Source organism: Pseudonocardia xinjiangensis, assembly GCF_050948425.1.
GTDB classification, from domain to species: domain Bacteria; phylum Actinomycetota; class Actinomycetes; order Mycobacteriales; family Pseudonocardiaceae; genus Pseudonocardia; species Pseudonocardia xinjiangensis.
This window is the reverse complement of sequence record NZ_CP192009.1, coordinates 5,313,752-5,334,786: the sequence shown is the minus strand read 5'-3', so window position 1 is coordinate 5,334,786 and position 21,035 is coordinate 5,313,752. Positions and strand designations below refer to the sequence as shown.

At 73.1% G+C, this 21,035-nt stretch carries 20 protein-coding genes; 11 read left to right on the top strand and 9 right to left on the bottom strand.

The annotated features are described in order from the left end of the window. Positions 1-8 precede the first annotated feature (8 nt). Complete coding sequence (locus tag ACQPZA_RS25240) at positions 9-389, top strand: hypothetical protein (RefSeq protein WP_433274346.1); 381 nt, start codon at positions 9-11, stop codon at positions 387-389. Positions 390-522: 133 nt separating this feature from the next. On the opposite strand, the gene ACQPZA_RS25235 is transcribed toward ACQPZA_RS25240, so the two are convergent. Then, positions 523-975, bottom strand: a complete 453-nt coding sequence (locus tag ACQPZA_RS25235; protein WP_433274344.1) for an excalibur calcium-binding domain-containing protein — start codon at positions 973-975, stop codon at positions 523-525. A gap of 233 nt (positions 976-1,208) precedes the next feature. On the opposite strand from ACQPZA_RS25235, the gene pgm reads away from it, so the two are divergent. Continuing rightward, complete coding sequence (gene pgm, locus ACQPZA_RS25230) at positions 1,209-2,837, top strand: phosphoglucomutase (alpha-D-glucose-1,6-bisphosphate-dependent) (RefSeq protein WP_433274342.1); 1,629 nt, start codon at positions 1,209-1,211, stop codon at positions 2,835-2,837. A gap of 345 nt (positions 2,838-3,182) precedes the next feature. Here pgm and ACQPZA_RS25225 read toward each other — a convergent pair whose 3' ends face one another. Both ACQPZA_RS25225 and ACQPZA_RS25220 read right to left on the bottom strand, forming a co-directional pair. Continuing rightward, positions 3,183-3,428, bottom strand: coding sequence for a hypothetical protein (locus ACQPZA_RS25225; protein ID WP_433274340.1), 246 nt, complete (start codon positions 3,426-3,428; stop codon positions 3,183-3,185). Positions 3,429-3,542: 114 nt separating this feature from the next. Further along, positions 3,543-5,231: a hypothetical protein gene (locus tag ACQPZA_RS25220; RefSeq protein WP_169396752.1), complete on the bottom strand. Its 1,689-nt coding sequence runs from the start codon at positions 5,229-5,231 to the stop codon at positions 3,543-3,545. 176 nt (positions 5,232-5,407) lie between these two features. Here ACQPZA_RS25220 and ACQPZA_RS25215 point away from each other — a divergent pair, with 176 nt between their 5' ends. The 3 genes from ACQPZA_RS25215 to ACQPZA_RS25205 all read left to right on the top strand — a co-directional run bounded on the left by ACQPZA_RS25215 (position 5,408) and on the right by ACQPZA_RS25205 (position 8,642). After that, positions 5,408-6,559 carry a Gfo/Idh/MocA family protein gene (locus ACQPZA_RS25215; RefSeq protein ID WP_433274338.1) on the top strand — a complete coding sequence of 384 codons (1,152 nt, stop codon included), beginning with the start codon at positions 5,408-5,410 and terminating at the stop codon, positions 6,557-6,559. Beyond that, entirely contained in the window at positions 6,556-7,749 is a 1,194-nt protein-coding gene (locus ACQPZA_RS25210) for a dihydrodipicolinate synthase family protein (RefSeq protein WP_433274336.1), read from the top strand. Before ACQPZA_RS25215 ends, ACQPZA_RS25210 begins: the two co-directional genes overlap by 4 nt. 68 nt (positions 7,750-7,817) lie before the next feature. After that, positions 7,818-8,642: a sugar phosphate isomerase/epimerase family protein gene (locus ACQPZA_RS25205; protein WP_433282981.1), complete on the top strand. Its 825-nt coding sequence runs from the start codon at positions 7,818-7,820 to the stop codon at positions 8,640-8,642. A 28-nt stretch (positions 8,643-8,670) separates the two neighbouring features. Here ACQPZA_RS25205 and ACQPZA_RS25200 read toward each other — a convergent pair whose 3' ends face one another. Further along, a complete protein-coding gene (locus ACQPZA_RS25200; protein ID WP_433274334.1) occupies positions 8,671-9,285 on the bottom strand; it encodes a class I SAM-dependent methyltransferase in 615 nt (204 codons plus the stop codon). Between the two features lie 84 nt (positions 9,286-9,369). Here ACQPZA_RS25200 and ACQPZA_RS25195 point away from each other — a divergent pair, with 84 nt between their 5' ends. The 3 genes from ACQPZA_RS25195 to ACQPZA_RS25185 are packed head-to-tail and all read left to right on the top strand — an operon-like array spanning position 9,370 to position 11,421. Further along, positions 9,370-9,678 carry a hypothetical protein gene (locus tag ACQPZA_RS25195; RefSeq protein ID WP_169396749.1) on the top strand — a complete coding sequence of 103 codons (309 nt, stop codon included), beginning with the start codon at positions 9,370-9,372 and terminating at the stop codon, positions 9,676-9,678. A gap of 58 nt (positions 9,679-9,736) precedes the next feature. Next, positions 9,737-10,411 carry an MBL fold metallo-hydrolase gene (locus ACQPZA_RS25190; protein ID WP_433274332.1) on the top strand — a complete coding sequence of 225 codons (675 nt, stop codon included), beginning with the start codon at positions 9,737-9,739 and terminating at the stop codon, positions 10,409-10,411. Between the two features lie 38 nt (positions 10,412-10,449). Continuing rightward, a complete protein-coding gene (locus ACQPZA_RS25185) occupies positions 10,450-11,421 on the top strand; it encodes an NADPH:quinone oxidoreductase family protein (protein ID WP_433274330.1) in 972 nt (323 codons plus the stop codon). 90 nt (positions 11,422-11,511) lie between these two features. On the opposite strand, the gene ACQPZA_RS25180 is transcribed toward ACQPZA_RS25185, so the two are convergent. From ACQPZA_RS25180 to ACQPZA_RS25170, 3 genes are all read right to left on the bottom strand, one after another. After that, entirely contained in the window at positions 11,512-13,266 is a 1,755-nt protein-coding gene (locus ACQPZA_RS25180) for a BCCT family transporter (RefSeq protein WP_433274328.1), read from the bottom strand. Between the two features lie 223 nt (positions 13,267-13,489). Next, positions 13,490-13,897 carry a TIGR03618 family F420-dependent PPOX class oxidoreductase gene (locus ACQPZA_RS25175; protein WP_433274326.1) on the bottom strand — a complete coding sequence of 136 codons (408 nt, stop codon included), beginning with the start codon at positions 13,895-13,897 and terminating at the stop codon, positions 13,490-13,492. Between the two features lie 48 nt (positions 13,898-13,945). Beyond that, positions 13,946-14,428, bottom strand: coding sequence for an Lrp/AsnC family transcriptional regulator (locus ACQPZA_RS25170; RefSeq protein WP_169396744.1), 483 nt, complete (start codon positions 14,426-14,428; stop codon positions 13,946-13,948). Between the two features lie 127 nt (positions 14,429-14,555). Between ACQPZA_RS25170 and ACQPZA_RS25165 the strand changes: the two genes are divergently transcribed. Beyond that, entirely contained in the window at positions 14,556-16,886 is a 2,331-nt protein-coding gene (locus tag ACQPZA_RS25165; protein ID WP_433274323.1) for a transketolase-like TK C-terminal-containing protein, read from the top strand. A gap of 47 nt (positions 16,887-16,933) precedes the next feature. Here ACQPZA_RS25165 and ACQPZA_RS25160 read toward each other — a convergent pair whose 3' ends face one another. Both ACQPZA_RS25160 and ACQPZA_RS25155 read right to left on the bottom strand, forming a co-directional pair. Then, positions 16,934-17,392, bottom strand: a complete 459-nt coding sequence (locus ACQPZA_RS25160; RefSeq protein WP_433282980.1) for a DUF4262 domain-containing protein — start codon at positions 17,390-17,392, stop codon at positions 16,934-16,936. A 114-nt stretch (positions 17,393-17,506) separates the two neighbouring features. Then, positions 17,507-18,487 (bottom strand): PAC2 family protein, encoded by a 981-nt coding sequence (locus ACQPZA_RS25155; protein WP_433274321.1) that lies wholly within the window; start codon positions 18,485-18,487, stop codon positions 17,507-17,509. A 156-nt stretch (positions 18,488-18,643) separates the two neighbouring features. On the opposite strand from ACQPZA_RS25155, the gene ACQPZA_RS25150 reads away from it, so the two are divergent. Beyond that, positions 18,644-19,942 (top strand): MFS transporter, encoded by a 1,299-nt coding sequence (locus ACQPZA_RS25150; RefSeq protein WP_433274319.1) that lies wholly within the window; start codon positions 18,644-18,646, stop codon positions 19,940-19,942. A gap of 105 nt (positions 19,943-20,047) precedes the next feature. Further along, entirely contained in the window at positions 20,048-21,007 is a 960-nt protein-coding gene (locus ACQPZA_RS25145) for an AAA family ATPase (protein WP_433274317.1), read from the top strand. The last annotated feature ends 28 nt before the right edge of the window (positions 21,008-21,035 follow it).

The window sequence follows — 21,035 nt, the reverse complement described above, 5'->3', positions numbered from 1 at the left end:
CCCCTGACATGAGCGACGCGACCACCGGACCGGAGGTCCCGGAGCAGCGCGGCGTCCGTGATCAGGCCCGCGGCGAGGTCCTGCACCGCCACGCCCGGCTGACCAAGGGCGGGCGCCCGATCTTCTGCACACCCAGCCGCGCCGAGATCGAAGGCCACGTGCTGCCCCGCCAGAGCCGCGGTACCGACGGGAAGGTCATCTACCCCACCCGCGAGGCCGCGGAGGCGGCGGCCCGTGAGCTCGAGTCGCTCGGTGCCCGGCTGCTGAGGTCCTACCGCTGCGGGCGGTCGCGGGGCGGTCACTACCACCTCACCACCGACACCACGGTGCGCGCAGGTGTCCCCCTGCACCTGCGCATCCCCCAGCAGCGCTCGCCTCTCTCGGCCTGACGCCACTGCCGGTCCTCCGCCCAGCTGCCCGTGCCCCGAGCGGGGCACGGGCTTCAGCGGTCGCACTCCGCCGAGGTGGGCGCCTTACTACCCGGCGACGGCCCGGGGAGCCGTCGCCGTCCGTGCGGACCGATCAGTCGGACCGGCGAGCCGAACGCCGCAGGGCAAGCGCGCCGGCACCGGCACCCAGGGTCGTCAGACCGCTGAGGACCAGGAGACCGGGGAGCATGTCGTCCGTGGAACCGTCGCCGGTGTCCACGCCGCCCGCGGGTGCGGCAGCCACCTGCGGGGCAGGAGCCGGGGCCGCGGTGGTCGTGTCGTCCGCGGCGTTGTTGTCGTCGTTGTTGTCGTCGTTCGCGGCGAAGTCGAAGTCGTCGCAGGCGTTGCCGTCGTTGTCCTCGTCGAGGTTCGTGAGGTCGTCGACGTTGTCGTCGTCCGCCGCGTCGTCGAACGCGGTCTGGGCCTCTTCCTGCGAGGAGTAGCTGCCACAGTCGTTGTCGCCGGGCTGAGCGTGCGCGAGGCCAGCGAAGGTCAACGAGGAGGCCGCGGCGAGAACAATTGCGGCGGCGGTCGTGCGAACGCGCATGATGCCTTCCCTCAAGATTCGAGCGGAACGCCGTCCACACTGACTGTGACGGTCGCTGTACCCGCTGTCACGCCCAACGCGGCGCCGACACGACCGGATACGGGCGCTCCGGACAAGAGGCCCGGATCGGGTAACTGCTCGCTCACTGTGACCATCGCCCACGCGTCCTGCAGTGACCCCCTCCGCAATGGCAAGGTGTCCCCGACCCCGCCGCCCGTACCGCAGGAGCACTCATGTCGTCCGATCCCCGCGCCGGAACCCCCGCCCAGGCGGGCGATCTCGTCGATGTCGACGCGCTGCTGGCCGCCTACCACGACCGCCACCCCGACCCCGGCGTGGCGGGCGAGCGGGTGGCCTTCGGGACGTCGGGACACCGCGGTTCGTCGCTGCGCACCACCTTCAACGACGACCACATCGCCGCCACCAGCCAGGCGATCTGCGAGTACCGCGCCGCTCACGGCACGGAAGGGCCGCTGTTCATCGGCCGCGACACGCACGCGCTGTCGGAGCCGGCGTGGATCACCGCCGTTGAGGTGTTCCAGGCCAACGGGGTGCACGTCCTCGCCGACGGTGACGACGCCTTCACCCCGACCCCCGCCGTCTCGCACGCGATCCTCACCCACAACCGGGCCCGCGTGAGCGGACTGGCCGACGGCGTCGTGGTCACCCCGTCGCACAACCCGCCTGCTGACGGTGGCTTCAAGTACAACCCGCCCAACGGTGGCCCGGCCGACACCGACGCCACGAGCTGGATCGCCGAACGCGCCAACGAACTGCTCGAGGCGAAGCTGGCCGGGGTGGCGCGCCGTCCGATCGACCGCCAGGGACTCGGGCGCTACGACTTCCTCGGCGAGTACGTCGCCGACCTGCCGTCGGTGCTGAACCTCAACGCCATCCGGGACGCCGGCATCCGGATCGGCGCCGACCCGCTCGGCGGCGCCAGCGTCGCCTACTGGGGCGCGATCGCGGAGCGTTACGGGCTGGACCTCACCGTCGTCAACCCGGCTGTGGACCCGCAGTTCGGCTTCATGACGCTGGACTGGGACGGCAAGATCCGGATGGACTGCTCGTCGCCCTACGCGATGGCCTCGCTCGTGGAGCGGCGCGGCGACTTCCGGATCGCGACCGGCAACGACGCCGACTCCGACCGGCACGGCATCGTCACCGCCGACGGGCTGATGAACCCCAACCACTTCCTCGCCGTCGCCATCGGCTACCTCTACGGCAACCGGCCCGGCTGGTCGCCCGACGCCGGCGTCGGCAAGACGGCCGTCAGCTCGTCGATGATCGACCGGGTGGCCGCCGACCTCGGCCGGAAGCTGGTCGAGACCCCCGTCGGGTTCAAGTGGTTCGTGCCCGGCCTGCTCGACGGCACGATCGGCTTCGGGGGCGAGGAGAGCGCGGGCGCGTCGTTCCTGCGCACCGACGGCTCCGTGTGGACCACCGACAAGGACGGGATCATCCTCGCGCTGCTCGCCTCGGAGATCGCCGCCGTCACCGGCGAGACGCCGAGCGAGCGCTACCGCACGCTGACCGAGAAGTTCGGGGAGCCCGCCTACGCCCGCATCGACGTCGCCACCGACCCGGAGTCCAAGGCGAAGCTGGGCAAGCTCTCGGCCGACGACGTCACGGCCACCGAACTGGCGGGCGACCCCATCACCGAGCGCCTCACCGCCGCGCCCGGCAACGGCGCCCCCCTGGGCGGCCTCAAGGTCGTCACCGAGGGTGGCTGGTTCGCCGCCCGCCCGTCGGGCACGGAGGACGTCTACAAGGTCTACGCCGAGAGCTTCCGCGGCCCGGACCACCTCACCCGCATCCAGGACGAGGCCCGCGAGGTGGTGGACGCGGCCCTGCGCGCCTGACCCCGCCGCAGGTTCACGGCAAGTTCAGGAAAGCCACTTTCCGGAACTCTCCGGCCCTGAAAGTGGCTTTCCTGAACCGTGGGGCGGCCACCGCGTGGCTGGTTGGGTGTCTTCGCAGGGCGGGTGGGGTCGTCGCAGATGCTGTGGGCCCTGCGAGGAGCGTGGTGGCTCTGCGAGGACGCGTCTGGGCGGGTTTGCGCGTTCCGCTGCGGCGGTTCGCGCGGCTGAATCGGGCGACTCGCGCGCGGGAAACGGGCGACTCGCGGGGGCTGGGGCCCGCGCTCGGGGCGGGGCGGGGGCGCCGCGGGGTGGGGGCGCCGCGGGGTGGGGGCGGGGCGGGGTGGGTCAGGGGGCCAGGGCTGGGACCGGGTTGGCCGGGGAGGGGCTGTCCAGGTCGGCCACCGAGGTGTTCGGGCCGCTGAAGGTGAGCAGGACGGCGGCCACGGCGAAGCTGGCGATCCCGCCGCCCCTGATGCGGCGGGGTGGGGCCGACGGGAAGACCGGGCCGAGCGTCGGCGACGAGCGGCGCTGCGCCGGGACGACGATCCACTGCTTGGGTGCTCCGGACCAGCTCGCGTAGGGGTCGGCCATCCCGCTGCTCTTTCCTCCGTGCGGACGGGCGGCGGCCACCACCCGATCCGTACTCGCGCCGAGTGCCCCTGACGTAACGGACAGGTACCGCGCATCCCCCAAATGGAGCAGTGGTCAGGGCCGGCGGGCCCGGGCGTCGCACTCGACGCGCGGCTGGGCGCCCGTGGAGGGGGCCCGCAGCGCCACGGCGGGGCGGCCGCGCCAGCGGGCCGCCTCCCGCCCGGGGGCGCCGGCCCGGGACAGGGCGAACAGGGCCAGGTCCCGGTGCGCGGGATCCTCGACCCGCTGCAGGTACCGCATGATCTCCTGGGCCGCCGCGCGTCCGCTGCGGGCCCGTACCCACGCGGTCAGCTCGGCCTCGACGATCTCGGGGCGCAGGCCGCTGCAACGCACGCAGACGTACTCGATGTCCTCGTCGGCGAGCTCTCCGACCAGCGGCGCGTGGACACCCTGGTCGGTGAGCATCTCCTGCACGGCCCAGACGCCGAGCGGCGTGAGCGAGACCAGGGTGGGGTCGGGGTCGTCGCGGCCGGCGAGGGCGATCAGCTCTTCCTGGTTGTCGCCGTCGAGGCTCTCCGACAGGTGGACGGCGCCGAGCAGCTCCAGCGCGTCCAGCAGCGCGGTGACGTCGCGGCGCCACAGCCGGTGCTCGACGTCGCCGGCGAGGTCGTCGACGACGCAGCCCATCCGCTCGTTCACGGTGTCGCGCACGGCGCGGTGGAACAGCTCCACCGGGATCGGTTCGCCGCCTGCGGAGTAGAGCTGGAACAGCAGGATCGGGAAGGCCTCCCCGAGGCTCATCCCGAACAGCGACGGCGCGCCGAAGACGTTGCTGCCCCCGAAGTGCTCGCCGATGCCGCCGACCGCCTCGAACGCGCGCTTCCACAGCTCGATCGGCCGGCTCAGCAGCGGGGCCGCGCTCTTGACCTGCACCAGCCGCCCGTGGACGACACGCACGAGCCGGGCCTGCCGTGCCCAGTGCAGCAGCAGGGTGATCTCCGGGAGGTCGTCGCTGGTGCGGGCGCGGTCGCGGCTGAAGTGATCCAGGTCCAGAGCGTCCGCCACCGCGCGGGCGTCGGCGAGCAGGAGCCTGCCCTCGCGGGTGACCGCGCGCCCCGCCCGCACCCAGCGGGTGAAGGCGCGCAGGCGGGCGAGCGCGACGCTGGAGTCGGCGGCCGCGAGCATCTGGGCGGCGCCGGGAAGGAGCACGGGCGGCAGCTCGGGACGGGGCGGTTCGGTGGTCTCGTTCTCCTGGCGGCGCCGGATCTCGTCCAACGCGGCCCGGTCGATCGCCAGCTCGCCTGCGTGCACCTGCGACAGGAAACGGGCGACGGCGGCGGGGTCGGCCGTCGCGACACCGTGGCGCAGCATCTGCACGGCCCAGAACGTGCCGAGGTCGTGGTTGCGCTCGTCGTCGAGGGCGTCGTACAGGGCCGGCGTGGAGTCGGTGACCTGTGCGTGCAGCTCGTCGGCGGGGGCGGAGCGGGAGTCGAGCCAGTCGTGGTCGGCGAGGAAGCCGATCAGGGCGTGCAGGGCGGTGGGGACGGCGTCCCGGTCGTCCTCCAGGAGCGCGACCGTGCGGGGGAACCACACGGCCAGCGCGTCGGCCACGTGCTCGCGGGTCCAGTGGCCGAGGCGGCCGTCGACGCTGTGCTTGTGGTCGAGTGCCGCGGCGACGAGTGACGGTTCCGCCTCGATGCCGCGCCGGCGCGCCCAGGCGACGATGTGCAGTCGCAGGCGGTCGCGGACGGCGGAGTACTCCTCATGATCGTCGGAGCGGAAGACGAGACGCACTCGGGTCACATTGGCAGCCCCACCTGAACGGCCTACAGGCGGGGCGGCACAAATACCGTCCGCAGTGGTCACAGCGTTGGCCTTGCCGCTGCCTCAACGTCCGGCCTATTCTCGGAAAGCGCTTACTCCTCGTTCCGACCACGCCGGACGGTTCGCAGCCGAACCCGGAGAGAGCAGGTAGACCCATGTCAGGACCCACCGTTCGCATCGTGATGAACGGCGTGACGGGGCGGATGGGGTACCGCCAGCACCTCCTACGCTCCGTGCTCGCGATCCGCGACGACGGCGGGGTCCTGCGACCCGACGGCACCCGGCTGCAGATCGAGCCGGTGCTGGTGGGACGCAGCCGCGACAAGCTGGCCGACATCGCCCGCCGCCACGACATCGAGCTGTTCCACACCGACCTCGACGCCGCGCTGGCCGAGGACGGGGCGTCGGTCTACTTCGACTCCCAGGTCACCAGCGAGCGCAAGAAGGCGATCCTGCGGGCGATCGCCGCCGGCAAGCACGTCTACACGGAGAAGCCCCTCGCCGAGTCGGTCGAGGAGGGGATGGAGCTCGTCGAGGCGGCCCGGGCCGCGGGGATCGTCGACGGGGTGGTGCACGACAAGATCTACCTGCCCGGCCTGATCAAGCTGAAGCGGCTGATCGACTCGGGGTTCTTCGGCCGGGTCCTGTCGGTGCGCGGTGAGTTCGGCTACTGGGTCTTCGAGGGTGACCTGCTGCCCGCGCAGCGGCCGAGCTGGAACTACCGCGCCGAGGACGGCGGCGGGATCACGCTCGACATGTACTGCCACTGGAACTACGTGCTGGAGCACCTCTTCGGCGGCGTCGAGGCGGTGATGACCAGGTCCGTCACGCACATCCCCCAGCGCTGGGACGAGCAGGGCAACGCCTACGAGGCCACCGCCGACGACGCGGCGTACGGGATCTTCGAGCTGGCCGGCGGCGTCATCGCCCAGATCAACTCGTCCTGGGCGGTGCGGGTGGACCGCAAGGAGCTCGTCGAGTTCCAGGTGGACGGCACGCACGGGTCGGCCGTCGCGGGCCTCTTCGGCTGCCGAATCCAGCCGCGGGTGCGCACGCCGAAGCCGGTGTGGAACCCCGACGTGCCCACCGACCAGGACTTCCGCGGGCAGTGGGAGGAGGTGCCCGACAACCAGGAGTTCACCAACGGCTTCCGCGCGCAGTGGGAGCGCTACCTGCTCGACGTCGACGCGGGACGGACGCACCCCTACGACTTCATGAGCGGGGTGCGCGGCCTGCGTCTGGTGGACGCGGCGCTGCGGTCGTCGGCCGAGGGGGTCCGGGTGCAGCTCGCGGGCGGGCCGGCATGACCAGCCTGACCGAGCGGGAGGTGCCGCTCACCGGAGCGCGGATCGACCTGCCCGTCGCGGGGGGCGGGTGGCGCACCGTGGAGCTGGCCGAGCCCCGGGAGTGGGCCGAGCACCCCGGGCCGTACCGCAGCCGGGTGGCGTTCGCCGCCGCGCACGTCGCGGCCGACCCGTGGGGCGAGAACGTGCCCGGTGCCCCGGCGGCCGTCGACTGGGACGCCACGCTCGCGTTCCGCCGCCACCTGTTCTCCTACGGCCTGGGCGTCGCCGAGGCGATGGACACGGCGCAGCGGAACATGGGCCTCGACTGGGTGGCCGTCCAGGAACTGGTGACGCGTAGTAGCGAGCAGGCGAGGGCGCACGACGCCCGCATCGCGGCCGGGGCCGGCACCGACCACCGCACCGATCTGGTGTCGGTCGACGACGTGCTCGCCGCCTACGGCGAGCAGGTCGAGTTCGTGGAGGGCACGGGCGCCCAGGTGATCCTCATGGCGTCGCGCCAGCTCGCGGCCGTCGCGGCCGGACCGGACGACTACCTGCGCGTCTACGACGAGCTGCTGCGCCAGGTGCGGGAACCGGTGATCCTGCACTGGCTCGGAGAGGCGTTCGACCCGCAGCTGCGCGGCTACTGGGGCTCCACGGACATCCCAGCGGCCACCGAGACGTTCCTACGGCTCGTGTCGGCGCACGCCGCAAAGGTCGACGGGGTCAAGGTGTCGCTGCTGTCGGCTGAGCACGAGATCGGGTTGCGCGCCGCGCTCCCGGCCGGTGTGCGGCTCTACACGGGCGACGACTTCAACTACCCGGAGCTGATCCGCGGCGACGGCGACCAGCACTCGGACGCGCTGCTGGGGGCGTTCGCCGCCATCGCTCCGGCGGCGTCGGCGGCGCTGGCCGCGCTCGACGACGGCGACCTGGCCCGCTACGACGCCGAGCTCGCACCCACCCTGGCGCTGTCGCGTCACGTCTTCGCCGCGCCGACGTTCTACTACAAGACCGGCATCGCGTTCCTGTCCTGGCTCAGCGGCCACCAGCCCGGGTTCACGATGGTCGGTGGCCTGCAGTCGGCGCGCTCGGTCGTGCACCTGAGCGAGGCCTTCGCGCTGGCCAACGCGGCCCGGCTGCTGCCCGACCCGGAGCGGGCGGCGGAGCGGTTCCGGGGGCTGCTCGCGGTGGCGGGGGCGGCCCGGTGACGGCGGTCCTCGACGTCCCCAGCGGCGCCCCCGCCCGCGTCGGCACGCCGGGACCGGGCGACCCGCGGCTGGCCCGCCTGTCGCTCAACCAGCGCACCACGGCGCACTGGAGCCTCCGTGAGGCGGTCGACGGGGCCGTCGCCGCCGGTCTTCCCGCGATCGGGCTCTGGCGTGAACCGGTGGCGGAGGTCGGCGTCGGCGTCGCCCGCCGCTGGGTCGACGACGCCGGGTTGCGGGTCTCGTCGCTGTGCCGCGGCGGGTTCTTCACCGCGTCCGACCCGGCGGCCCGCATCGCCGCCCACGACGACAACCGGCGGGCCATCGACGAGGCCGCGGCGCTCGGCACCCGCGCGCTGGTCCTCGTCCCGGGTGGCCTGCCACCGGGTGACAAGGACCTCCCCGGGGCCAGGGCGCGGGCGGCCGAGGCGATCGCGGCGCTGGTGCCGCACGCCGCCGACCGCGGGGTCACCCTCGGCATCGAACCGATGAACCCGATCTACGCCGCCGACCGCGGGGTCGTCTCCACGCTGGCCCAGGCGCTCGACATCGCCGAGGCGTTCGCGCCCCACGAGGTGGGCGTCGTCGTCGACACCTTCCACCTGTGGTGGGAGCCGGGCGTGCACGCCCAGATCACGCGGGCGGGGGAGCGGATCGTCAGCTACCAGGTCTGCGACTGGATCACCCCGCTGCCCGCCGACACGCTGCTGGCCCGCGGGATGATGGGCGACGGCCACGTCGACTTCCCCGCCTTCACCCGCGCGGTCGCGGCCGCCGGGTACGCGGGAGACGTCGAGGTGGAGATCTTCCACGCCGACGTGTGGGCGGCGCCGGGGGAGCAGGTGGTCGCCACCCTCGCCCGCCGCTACGTCGAGCTGGTGCAGCCGCATCTCTGACCCGCTGCGGCGCCCACCCGCTCTCCGGTCAGCGGGCGGGCTGCCGCGGTCCGCGGGCCTCGTAGACCACGGCGGGCGGCAGGTTGCGCCACACGGCCGGGCTGATCACGACGTCGGCGAAGTGCGCGCGGAGGTCGGCGAGCTGGCGCCGGGCTGGCGGAGCCCAGCGCGTCCACGTGTAGCCGAACTGGGTGAAGACGCCGTCGGGGCCGAGCGCGTCGACGATCACCGAGTGCAGCCCGCGCCCGTCGGGGCCGGGTGCGTAGGCCACCCAGGGCAGCCCGCTGACCACCGCGTCGACCGTGGTGATGCCGCGGTCGGCGAGCAGTGCGGGCAGCTCACGGGCGTCGGCGAGCACGACGTCGACACCCGGATGGCGGTGTTCGAGCAGCTGCGCCCAGGCCGGGTTGAGCTCCACGGCGATGTGCCTGCCCCGCCCGCCGGTGTGTTCCTGGATCGCGCGGGTGAACGCGCCGGTGCCCGGACCGAGCTCCACCACCACGGGGTCCCCGGCGCGGGGCAGTGGCGCCGTCATCGCGGCGGCGAGCGCGGGTGAGCTGGGTGTCACCGACGCGGTGTTCAGGGGATGACGCACGAACTCGCGGAGGAAAAGAGCGGTATCGGCCCATCTCGACCGCGACATGATCGCACCGTAGCGGCCGGGACTACCGTCGCCGAGCCCTCCGCCGTACGGTCGAGGTGATGACCGTCACCTGAGGGGGACCTCGTGCACCCGCACCGCCTGCAACAGCTCGTCGCGTCCGTTCCCGAGAGCATCACCTCGGAGCAGCGGTCCCGCCTGCTCGCCCACGTCCAGACCTCGGACGGCTGCCGGGCGCGAGCCGACCGCGTCCGCCACGAGCTGGAGCTCGCCCTCGACGGCCCCGAGGGCTCCGAGCGCGCACTCGAGCTGGCGTGCGAGCTCGACAGCCTCGAACGCGTCCAGGAACGAGTGGACGGCTGGCTCTGCGACCTCGTCGACAAGCTGAGCCATGTGCCCCGCGTCGTGCACTACGACGACGGCGTGCCGGCCTGACGGTCCGCCCTGCGCGAACGAGCGGGCCTGCAGGGCCCGCGCTCCCTACGGTCGCGGGATGGACCTCCTGGAGCTCACGCCCCGCCTGCACCTGCTGCGGTTCCCGGTGGGCCAGGCCTATTTGTGGCGAGACGGCGCCGACCTGACGCTGGTGGACACCGGACCGGCCGGTTCCGCACCCGCCGTCGCCGCGGCCGTACAGCGGCTCGGGACGTTGCGGCGGGTGGTGCTCACCCACTTCCACGACGACCACACCGGTTCCGCCGCCGAGATCGGCTCGTGGCCCGGCGTCACCGTCCTGGCCCACCGCGCCGACGCGTCGATCATCCGGGGCGACCGGTCGGGGCCGCCACCCGACTTCACCGACGCCGAGCGCGAGCTGCACGCCCGCGTCGCGCACGGGCTGCCTCCCGCCCCGCCCGCACGCGTCGACGTCGAGCTGGAGGGCGGTGAGGAGCTCGACATCGGGGCCGGCGCCCGCGTGCTGCACGTACCGGGTCACACCGACGGCAGCATCGCCCTGCACCTCGTCGCCGAGGGGGTGCTCGTCACCGGGGACGTGATCGCGGAGCACGGCGGCGAGCTGATGCTCGGCCCGTTCAACCTCGACCGCGAGCGCGCGGCCGCGTCGATGCGCCTGCTGGCCGCGCTGGACGTCGAGATCGCCTGCTTCGGACACGGTGACGCGGTCGTCGGCGGGGCAGGGGAGCGGCTGCGCCACCTGCATGGGTGAGGATGGGGGCCGGTGACACTCGAGGGAGAGGGATCGGCGTGCGCGCTGTGCAGGTGGTGCGGTTGGACGGCCCGGCGGCGGTCGAGGTGCGGGACGTGCCGGAACCGGCGCGGCAGCCCGACCAGGTGCTGGTCGAGGTCCGCGCCGCCGGCGTGAACTTCCCCGACGTGCTGCAGACCAAGGGCCTCTACCAGTACAAGCCCGACCTGCCGTTCACCCTCGGGTCCGAGGTCGCAGGAGTCGTGCGGGAGGCGCCCGACGGGTCCCCGCTCCGGCCGGGGGACCGGGTCGCCGCGTTCGCCGGCACCGGAGCGTTCGCCGAGCTGGTGGCGGCACCGGCCGAGAACGTCCTGCCGTTGCCCGACCAGGTGTCCTTCGCGGCGGGCGCGTGCCTGCCGATGAACTACCTCACCGCGCACTTCGCGCTGCTGGTCCGGGGCCACCTGCGGGCGGGACAGAAGGTGCTGGTGCACGGGGCCGCCGGCGGGGTCGGCACGGCGTGCGTCCAGCTCGCGGCGGCGCTGGGCGCCACGGTGGTGGCAGTGGTCTCCACCGAGGAGAAGGCCGAGGTGGCCCGCTCGGTGGGAGCGCACGAGACGGTGCTCGCCGACGGGTTCCGGGACGCGGTGAAGGAGCTCACCGGCGGGGCGGGCGTCGACCTCGTGGTCGACCCCGTGGGCGGTGACCGGTTCACCGACTCGCTGCGCAGCCTCGCGCCCGAGGGCCGGTTGCTGGTCGTCGGGTTCACCGCGGGCGACATCCCGACCGTGCGGGTGAACCGGCTGCTGCTCAACAACATCGACGTGGTCGGCGTCGGCTGGGGCGCCTTCGCGCTGGCGCGGCCCGGCTACCTGGGCGAGCAGTGGGCCGAGCTGGAGCCGCACCTGCGGTCCGGCGCGCTGGCCCCGCTGGTCTCCGCCACCTTCCCGCTGGAGCGGGCGCCCGAGGCGCTCGCCCGGATCGACGAGCGGCAGGTCACCGGCAAGGTGGTGCTGGAGACGTCCTCCTGAGTTGCAGCCCGGAGTTGCAGCCCCGAGTTGCAGCAAAGCCACTTTGCGGCAATCTCCTTGCGTGAAAGTGGCTTTGCTGCAACGGGTGGCTCAGGTGCGCTCGGGGGGAGATCCGTTGGTGCCGCCGGCCGGCTCGCTCCCGTTGCCGGGCTCGCCGGGGTGCGGCTTCACCGCCACCACGAACCGGTCGCCGTAGGCCTTTCTCCCGTAGTCGACCGCCTGCTCGACGGCGGCGACGGAGCGCTGGTCGCGCAGCATGAGCGGGTCGTGGCGCAGGTCCCTGGCCAGCGCCACGCACAGCACCACCATCACCACGGCGAACGGCGCCGCCATGATGATCGTGATGTTCTGGATGCCGGTGAGCGCCTCGCCCTCGTCGCCCACGAGCAGCATGATGATCGCGATCGCGCCCATCACGACACCCCAGAACACCACCACCCAGCGGGACGGGGCGATCGAGCCGCGCTGCGAGAGCGTGCCCATCACCACCGCCGCGGCGTCGGCGCCGGACACGAAGAAGATCGCGATCAGGACCATCGCGAGGATGCCCAGCACGCCGCCAAGCGGCAGCGTGTGCAGCAGCCCGAACAGCTGGGCCTCGGTGGGTTGCGAGGCGAGATCGGTGCCACTGCGCTGCAGGTTGATCGCCGCTCCACCGAAGACGGCGAACCAGATCAGGCTCACGAGGCTCGGGATCAGGATGACGCCCGTGACGAACTGCTTGATCGTGCGGCCCCGGCTGATCCGGGCGATGAACATGCCGACGAACGGGGTCCAGGAGATCCACCAGGCCCAGTAGAAGACCGTCCAGCTCGCCAGCCACTCGGCGGTGGCGTCGCCGCCGCTGGCCGCGGTGCGGGCCGCCATCGCCGACAGGTTGCCGAAGTAGTCGCCGATGGCCGTGGGGATCAGGTTGAGGATCAGCACCGTCGGGCCGCCGACGAACACGGCGAGGGCCAGCACCCCCGCCAGCACCATGTTGATGTTGGAGAGCCACTGGATGCCCTTGGCGATCCCGGTGACGGCCGAGCAGACGAACGCGATGGTCAGCACGGCGATGATCGACACGAGCAGCAGGTCACCGAGCGGCGGGAGCCCGTTGGCCTCCAGGCCACCGCCGATCTGCAGCGTCCCCAGGCCGAGCGAGGCCGCCGAGCCGAAGAGCGTGGCGAAGATCGCGAGGATGTCGATCGCCCTGCCGAAGGCGCCCTCACTGCGCCGCTCGCCCAGCAGCGGGGCGAACGCCGAGCTGATGAGCTGCCTGCGGCCCTTCCGGAACGTGCTGTAGGCGATCGCGAGCCCGACCACCGCGTAGATCGCCCACGGGTGCAGCGTCCAGTGGAAGAGCGTGGTGGCCATGGCGACGTCGAGCGCCTGCGGGGTGCCGGCCGCGACGGTGCCCGGTGGCGGGCTGGTGAAGTGCGCGAGCGGTTCGCTGACCCCGTAGAACATCAGCCCGATGCCCATGCCGGCGCTGAACATCATCGCGACCCACGAGACGGTGCGGAACTCCGGCTGCTCGCCGTCGCGCCCGAGCGGGATCTTGCCGTACCGGCTGAACGCCAGCCACAGTGCGAACACGACGAAACCGCTCGCTGCCAGCACGAACGCCCAGCCGCCCGCGTTCATGATCCCGGCCAGTACCGCGGAGGCGACGGCGCTCAACGTGTCGGTGGACAGTGCACCCCACACGATGAACGCCACGACGAGCACCGCGGCGACGCCGAAGACCCACCGGTCCACGGGGTAGCGCCGGTCGGCCGACCCAGTGGCGGGCGGCGCCTGCACCGTGTCGGGCGGCGGGCCGCTGCTGGGTGTCTCGGAAGGTGTCTCGGAAACGGTCATCCTGTGCGGCCCCGGGTGGCCGGAGCCTCCCCCTTGTACGTCGTCATGGCCGGCGATCGACCGGCCCCGATGTCACGGTTGCGTGCACCCTGCGACGACCGGGGTGGTGGCGTCAATCGGACCGCCGGGACAGGAATGCGCTCGTTACCTGCTCCGAGCAGCACCGATCGGCACGGTCGTGATCCGCGGCACCGCCGGTCCCTCGGGGCGTGCCCGGCGGGCGTCAGGCGAAACGGCCCCAGCCGTGCCACGTCTCGATGTCGAGCACCCCGGTGACCCGCGGCCGGTCGCGCTGCGGGTACGCCTGGCCGGTGTAGTGACGGGCGATCTCGTCGATGTCCCGCAGGTCGTGGTCGTCGAGCAGGGTCAGCCGCCCCTGCATGCTGACGTGCGTGCCCCAGTCGTCCCGGTCGAGCACCGTGAGGGACACCCGGGGGTCCTGCCGGATGTGGTCGAGGCGCCGCCGCCCGGCGTCCATGTTCACGACGATCCGTTCGTGGCGGTACAGGTACCACGTGGCCACGGTGACCGGTGCGCCGTTCCGGCGGATCGTCCCGATCACGGCGGGGTTGGGGTTCCCCAGCATCTCGACGATCTCGGGTGGCAGGCCAGGCGTCGACTCAGCGCTCATCCTCGGATCGTCACCCAGGACGGCCGCGTGCGCAGCGCCGGAGCACCGTCACCGGGGGTGGGCGAGGCGCTCCAGCAGGGGGGAGAGGCGGTGCTCCACAAGCCGGCGCATCACCAGTGAGGTGTTGGTGCGCTCGACGCCATCGGTGGCGAGCAGCTGGCCGGCGATCCGGTACAGGTCGTCGGCGTCGCGCGCGACGACCTGGACCAGCAGGTCGGCGGGGCCGGACAGGCCGAGCACGTCCACCACCTCCGGCACCTCGGCGAGCGCGGCGGCCACCTCGTCGAGCCGGCGCTGCACGACCTGCACCGTGACGAAGGCGGTGAGCGGGTAGCCGAGCGCCGCCGGGTCGATCCTGCGCTGGAAGGACGTGACCACGCCGCGTGCCTCCAACCCGGCCAGCCGTGCCTGCACCGTGTTGCGCGAGAGCTTGAGCCGTTCGGCCAGCGCGAGCACCGATGCCCGCGGGCTCTCGGTGAGCGCGAGGAGGAGCCGCGCGTCGGTGGCATCGACGCTGGCGGGGTTGGGCATTCTGCGCCCTCCGTTCGGGTCGTGATCGCTGCCGATGCAGCAGTCTGCTCAGTGATAACGCCCGCAGTTGTTCATTCATCGTCGCGGTGGTGCAGTTGAGCGACAACATGGGTCCAGGAGGGGCGTGATGACGAGCATCGAGGAGCGGCCGGACGCTGCCGGTGGTGCGGCCGGAGCCGATCCGTCGGCGGTGCTGCGCGAGATCGAGCAGCGGGTGCTCTGGGTGGCCACGGCGATCGTCCATCACGCCAACCGCGTGCGCCCGAACCCGAGCGGCCTGAAGGTGGGGGGCCACCAGGCGTCGAGCGCGTCGATCGCGACGATCATGACGGCGCTCTGGTTCGAGCACCTGCGCAGCGGGGACCGGGTGTCGGTGAAGCCGCACGCCTCGCCGGTGCTGCATGCGATCAACTACCTGCTCGGCGATCTCGACGAGCGCTACCTGACGACGCTGCGCGAGTTCGGCGGGCTGCAGAGCTATCCGAGCCGGGCCAAGGACCCCGACCCGGTGGACTACTCCACCGGCTCGGTGGGCATCGGCGCCACCGCCCCGATCTGGGGCGCGCTCGCCCGGCGGTACGTCAGCTCCCTGGGCGCCGACCCGGGAACGGGCCGCCAGTACTCCCTCGTGGGCGACGCCGAGCTGGACGAGGGCGCCTGCTGGGAGGCGATCCTCGACCCGATGGTGGGCGAGCTCGGCGAGGTGGTGTGGATCGTCGACCTCAACCGGCAGTCGCTCGACCGGGTGGTGCCGAACATCGGGGCCACCCGGCTGCAGGGGATGTTCGAGGCGGCGGGCTGGCAGGTGCTCACCGTGAAGTACGGCCGCCTGCTGGAGAAGCTGTTCACCCGCGACGGCGGGGCGGCCCTGCGCCGCCGGATCGACGAGATGCCCAACCCGGAGTACCAGCGGCTGCTGCGCTGCACCCCGGCCCAGCTGCGCGAGCGGCTCCCCGGCGACGACCGGGAGATCGCCGGCCTCGTGGCCGGGCTCGACGACGAGACCCTGCACGCCGCGATCCGCAACCTCGGTGGCCACGACCTCGCCGCGCTCGGCGACGCCTTCGCCGCGATCGACGACGCCCGCCCCACGGTGATCTTCGCCTACACCGTGAAGGGGTACGGGCTCGCCAGCGAGGGGCACCCGCAGAACCACTCCTCGCTGCTCACCCACGACCAGCTGGCCGAGCTGGCCTCGGCGGTCGGTGCCTCCGTGGACGAGCCGTGGGCGCGGTTCCCCGCCGGCTCGCCGGCTGCCCAGCTCTGCGCGGCGGTGAGCGCCCGGCTGCACCGCGAACCGGCGGTGGCCCACCCGGTGGCGCCGATCCCGGTAGACATCGGCCGTACCCCCACCGGCACCGCCACCACCCAGGCGGCACTGGGCCGGGCGCTGCTCGACCTCACCCGCTCCGCGCCCGACGCCGCCCGCCGGGTGGTGACCCTGTGCCCGGACGTCAGCTCGTCGACCAACCTCGGCGGCTGGGTGAACAAGGTGGGGGTGTGGTCGGCCCGCGAGCGGGTGGACTGGTTCGCCGACGACCCCGAGACGATCCTGCACTGGCGGGAGCGGCCCACCGGCCAGCACCTGGAGCTGGGCATCGCCGAGACGAACCTGGTGGGCCTGCTCGGGGAGCTGGGCGCCACGTGGAGCCGGTGGGGTGAGCCGCTGCTGCCCATCGGGGTGCTCTACGACCCGTTCGTGGAGCGCGCGCTCGAGCCGTGGTCGTTCGGGATCTACGCGGGCGGGCAGTCGATCCTCGTCGGCACGCCGTCCGGGGTGTCGCTGGCCCCGGAGGGCGGGGCCCACCAGTCGATCAGCACGCCGTCGGTGGGGCTGGAGCAGCCCGGGTGCATCAGCTACGACCCGGCTTTCGCGATCGACGTGGAGTGGACACTGCTGGCGTCGCTGGCCCGGCTCGGCCGCCCGGACGGGACCTCGGCCTACCTGCGGCTGTCGACCAGGCCGGTGGACCAGACCCTCGCCGCGGTGCCCACCGACCCGGCCGCCCGGGAACGCCGCCGCCGGCAGGTGGTGGCCGGGGCCTACCCGCTGCGCCGCGCCGCGGAGCCTGCGCTGACCATCGCCGCGATGGGTGCCGTGGTGCCCGAGGCACTCGCTGCGGCCGAGCGGCTCGAGGCGCTCGGCACGCCCACCGACGTGGTGTGCGTGACGAGCGCCGGGCTGCTGTTCGACGCGTTGCAGGCACGCAGCGGCCGGGGGGACGCGGAGACCTGGGTCCTCGACGCCGCGTTCCCGGCTTTCCGCGCCACGCCGATGGTGACGGTGCTGGACGGCCACCCGCACACCTTGTCCTTCCTGGCGGGGATCAACCAGGTGCGGGCCGCCCACCTCGGGGTGTCGCGGTTCGGACAGTCCGGCGACCTCGACGACGTCTACCGCCACCACGGCCTGGACGCCGACAGCATCGTGCGGGCGGGCCTGGACCTGGCTCCGTGACCTGATCGCGCCGGCGGCGTTCGCGGCCGTCACCGGCGCCGGGGGCGTCATGTCGCCCGGGGGCCCAGCACCGGCTGGCCCCCGCGGCGGCTCCGAAAGCCGGGATGCCACGGCCAGTGGTCCCGGTCGTCGGCCCACACCACCTGCAGCGCCCGCACGGACGGCCCGTAGAGGGCGTGGGCCACGACGAGGTGGACCTCGGGGTGCTCGACCGCGACGAACTCGACCAGCACCCCGCTGACGAGCCGTACCTGCTCACCGGGCGGTGGCGCCGCGGCGTGCAGCAGGTGCGCCGCGACACCGTCGAGAAGCCGCGTGGCCCGGGCCACCGGCATGCCGGTGATCACGAGCTCCGGCCGGTGGTGGGCCGTGAGACCCACCGTGTAGGCCCACCCCGGGCGATCGCGCTCGGCCGCCACTCCCTGCACCACCCAGCAGCGCTCCTCGAGCTGCCGGGCCACGTGCTCCAGGTACTGCTCGGGGCCGACGGTGGGGTCGTCGCACATCCTGCACACCGGTTCCTCCTCGGTCGGTCGACATCGACCGGGCCACGGTCACCGTGACCACCGACAGCCACGACGGTGTGTGGTGCGCTGCCGAGGAGTTGTCCACAGGGCGGGTCAGCTGGGCTGCGCTCCTCCGCGCCCCTCGTCCCCGCTGTCGTCCCCGTTGTCCTCGCTGCTCCGGGGGCTGTCGGTACCGCTCTCGTCGTCCTGGTCGGCCAGGAACCGTTCGACCTCGGCGGCGAGCTCGTCGGCGCTGGGCAGCTCGCCGGACATGCCGAGGCTCGAGCGCTCCCCACGCCCGGTGGCGACCATGTCGTACTGCCGCTCCAGCGCCTGGACGACCTGGCTCACCTCGTCCGAGGCCGCCACCTGCTCGGCGATCTCCGCCTCGGCCCGCTCGGCGGCCTTCGACAGGCCCTCGGTGGGCAGGTAGAGGCCGGCGGCCAGCCCCACGTGGTCGAGCAGGACCCGCGCGGCCTGCGGGTACTCGGCGCGGGCCAGGTAGTGCGGAACGTGCACGGCGAAGCCCATCGCATCGAGCCCGGCCTCCCCGAGCCGGAACTCCATGAGCCCCACGGCGCTGCCCGGGACCTGCGCGGTGGCGAACCACGCCTCGTGCCCCTCGGTGAGGTCGGGACGCGTGCCGTGGACGGTGACGCCGATCGGACGGGTGTGCGGCACGGCCATCGGGATCGCGGTGAGATTGATCACCAGGCGGACGCCGAGGCGCCGCACGATCTGCTCGACCGCGGCGCAGAAGCGCTCCCACTGGGTGTCGGGTTCGGGCCCCGCGAGCAGCAGGTAGTCGGTGTCGCCCGTGTCGGAGAGGGCCACGACATCGAGCTGGGGTGGGTCGTAGGCGGCCCAGTGGTCGGACTCGAACCGCAGCGGTGGCCGCCGCGACCGGTAGTCCACGAGCTGGTCGACATCGAACCGGACCACGCTGCGTGCCTCGCGGTCCGCCAGCAGCGCGTCCACGGCCAGCCGCGCAGCGTTACCCGCGTCGACGAAGCCGTCGAGCGCCACCAGCAGCACGGGCTCGTCCAGCTGCGGCGCGTCCGCCGCCACCTCGTACAGCTCAGCCGGCTCCAGCACCGCACACCTCCGGTTCCTCGACGGGGCAGGCGCCCCGCCCGTCGCAGCGTCACACGGTCGGGGGTTCCCCCGGGCGACGTCAGTCTCCCCGATGCAACGTGAACTTCCCCGCACAGCATCCCGTTCGGGCGCCGCTGCCCGCACCATGGATCCGATATGAACGTGCATCATCGCGCCTGGGGGGTCTGGGCGGTCGGTCTGGCTGCCTATCTCGTCGGAGTCATGCACCGCACGTCCTTCGGAGTGGCGGGCCTCGACGCGGCCGCGCGGTTCCACGCGGGCCCGGCGGTGCTGTCCGGGTTCGTGGTGCTGCAGCTGCTGGTCTACGCGTCGCTGCAGATACCCGTCGGCGTGCTGCTCGACCGCTTCGGTGCCCGCAGGCTGATCGTGGTCGGCGCGCTCACGATGGCCGCTGGCCAGCTCATGCTGGCGCTGGCCACCGGCCTCCCGCTCGCGATCCTGGCCAGGGTGCTGGTCGGGGCCGGTGACGCGCTGACGTTCATCAGCGTCCTGTCCGTCGTCAGCGCATGGTTCCCGCCGCGGCGCGTGCCGCTGATGACGCAGCTCACCGGGCTGATCGGGCAGCTCGGGCAGGTGCTCAGCGCCGTCCCGCTCGCCGTTCTGCTCCACGGACCGGGCTGGACCACCGCGTTCGTGTCCGCCGCGGCGCTCGGGGTGGCGGTCGCGCTCGCGGCGCTGGCGGTGCTGCGCGACCGGCCGCCCGGCGCCCCCGCGCCCCCGCGCGCGCCGTCGCCGCGCGAGGTGGTGGACGGGCTCGTCTCGTCGTGGCGGGAACCGGGCACCCGGCTCGGCCTCTGGACCCACATGGGCACCCAGTTCTCCGGCACGGTGTTCGCGCTGCTCTGGGGTGTGCCGTACCTGGTGGCGGGCCAGGGCTTCTCGCCCGGTTCGGCGAGCGCGATGCTCACGGTGCTCGTCGGCGTGGGGATCGTCGCCGGGCCGCTGTTCGGCGAGTTCACCGCGCGGCACCCCCTGCGGCGCTCGTGGCTGGTGCTGGCGGTGATCGGTACGACCGCCCTCATGTGGACGGTCGTACTGGCGGTTCCACCGCCCGCCCCGCGGTGGCTGCTGGTGCTGCTCGTGGTCGTGCTGGCGCTCGGCGGCCCGGCGTCCATGGTGGGCTTCGACTACGCCCGCACCTTCAACCCCGGGCACCGCCAGGGCACGGCGATCGGCATCGTCAACGTCGGCGGGTTCTTCGCGTCGTTGCTCGTGGCACTCACGGTGGGCGTCGTGCTCGGCCTCATCGGGCCGGCCGACGGCTACAGCCCGGAGGCGTTCCGGGGAGCGTGGACCGTGCAGTACGTCATCTGGGTGCTCGCGCTCGTCGGCGTGCTGGTCGCCCGGCGCCGGGCGCGCCGCAAGATGGCGATCGAGGGCGTGGTGGTGCCCCCGCTGCGTGAGCTTCTCGCCGAGCGTCGCCGCCCGCGCTGATCTCGTTCTCCGCTCCGTTCGTTCCACACCGGGCCGGTGTCGTCACCCGTTAGTGGAAACGCTTATCGTTATCGGGTCTCACAGGATCGATCATCGGAGGACCGGGTGCGGATCGCGTTCGTCGGCAAGGGCGGCAGTGGGAAGACGACGTCCGCGGCGATGTTCAGCCGCTATCTCGCCGAGCTCGGCCACCCGGTCCTCGCGATCGACGCCGACATCAACCAGCACCTCGGCGCGGCGCTGGGGCACGACGGGCCGCCGCCCCGCGCGCTCGGCACCGACCTCACCTGGCTGAAGGACCACCTGCGCGCCGCCAACCCGCGCATCTCCTCCGCCGAGACGATGATCAAGACCACTCCGCCGGGCGCCGGGTCCCGGCTGCTCGATCTCGCTCCGGACGGCGAGCTGCTGCTGCGGTACTCGGCCGTCGCGGGTGGCGTGCGCTACCTCGTCACGGGCGAGTTCGACGAGGCGGACGTCGGCGTCTCCTGCTACCACTCCAAGACCGGCGCGGTGGAGCTCTACCTCAACCATCTCGTCGACGGCCCCGGCGAGTACGTGGTGGTGGACATGACGGCGGGCGCCGACGCCTTCGCGTCCGGCCTGTTCACCCGCTTCGACCTGACCGTGCTCGTCAGCGAGCCCACCCGGCGTGGCGTCGGTGTCTACCGGCAGTATGCCGAGCACGCCGCGGGCCACGGCGTGGCGCTGCGGGTGCTGGGCAACAAGGTGAGCGAGCCGGACGACGTCACCTACCTGCGCGAGCAGGTGGGCGACGCCCTGCTCGGATGGTTCGGTCAGTCCGCCTGGGTGCGGGCCGCCGAGCGCGGTGGCGTCGCCCCCATCAGCGCGCTGGAACCGGCCAACCTCGCGGTGCTCGACGCCGTGCTGGGCGCGCTGGACGACCGGCAGCGCGACTGGGCCGCCTACCACCGCGGCACCGTCGAGTTCCACCTCCGCAACGCTGCGGCCTGGGCCAACCGGGCCGTGGGTGCCGACCTCGCCGACCAGGTCGACCCCGCATTCGTGCCGGGGCCCGGCGCCGTCCGCGCCGCGCGTGCGTGACCGACCCGAACCCGTCACCCCGAGCCCG

Coding starts and splice junctions, on each gene's coding strand:
- ACQPZA_RS25240 (WP_433274346.1), top strand. CDS start 9: ATGAGCGACGCGACCACCGGACCGGAGGTCCCGGAGCAGCGCGGCGTC.
- ACQPZA_RS25235 (WP_433274344.1), bottom strand. CDS start 975: ATGCGCGTTCGCACGACCGCCGCCGCAATTGTTCTCGCCGCGGCCTCC.
- pgm (WP_433274342.1), top strand. CDS start 1,209: ATGTCGTCCGATCCCCGCGCCGGAACCCCCGCCCAGGCGGGCGATCTC.
- ACQPZA_RS25225 (WP_433274340.1), bottom strand. CDS start 3,428: ATGGCCGACCCCTACGCGAGCTGGTCCGGAGCACCCAAGCAGTGGATC.
- ACQPZA_RS25215 (WP_433274338.1), top strand. CDS start 5,408: ATGTCAGGACCCACCGTTCGCATCGTGATGAACGGCGTGACGGGGCGG.
- ACQPZA_RS25210 (WP_433274336.1), top strand. CDS start 6,556: ATGACCAGCCTGACCGAGCGGGAGGTGCCGCTCACCGGAGCGCGGATC.
- ACQPZA_RS25200 (WP_433274334.1), bottom strand. CDS start 9,285: ATGTCGCGGTCGAGATGGGCCGATACCGCTCTTTTCCTCCGCGAGTTC.
- ACQPZA_RS25190 (WP_433274332.1), top strand. CDS start 9,737: ATGGACCTCCTGGAGCTCACGCCCCGCCTGCACCTGCTGCGGTTCCCG.
- ACQPZA_RS25180 (WP_433274328.1), bottom strand. CDS start 13,266: ATGACCGTTTCCGAGACACCTTCCGAGACACCCAGCAGCGGCCCGCCG.
- ACQPZA_RS25175 (WP_433274326.1), bottom strand. CDS start 13,897: ATGAGCGCTGAGTCGACGCCTGGCCTGCCACCCGAGATCGTCGAGATG.
- ACQPZA_RS25170 (WP_169396744.1), bottom strand. CDS start 14,428: ATGCCCAACCCCGCCAGCGTCGATGCCACCGACGCGCGGCTCCTCCTC.
- ACQPZA_RS25165 (WP_433274323.1), top strand. CDS start 14,556: ATGACGAGCATCGAGGAGCGGCCGGACGCTGCCGGTGGTGCGGCCGGA.
- ACQPZA_RS25160 (WP_433282980.1), bottom strand. CDS start 17,392: ATGTGCGACGACCCCACCGTCGGCCCCGAGCAGTACCTGGAGCACGTG.
- ACQPZA_RS25150 (WP_433274319.1), top strand. CDS start 18,644: ATGAACGTGCATCATCGCGCCTGGGGGGTCTGGGCGGTCGGTCTGGCT.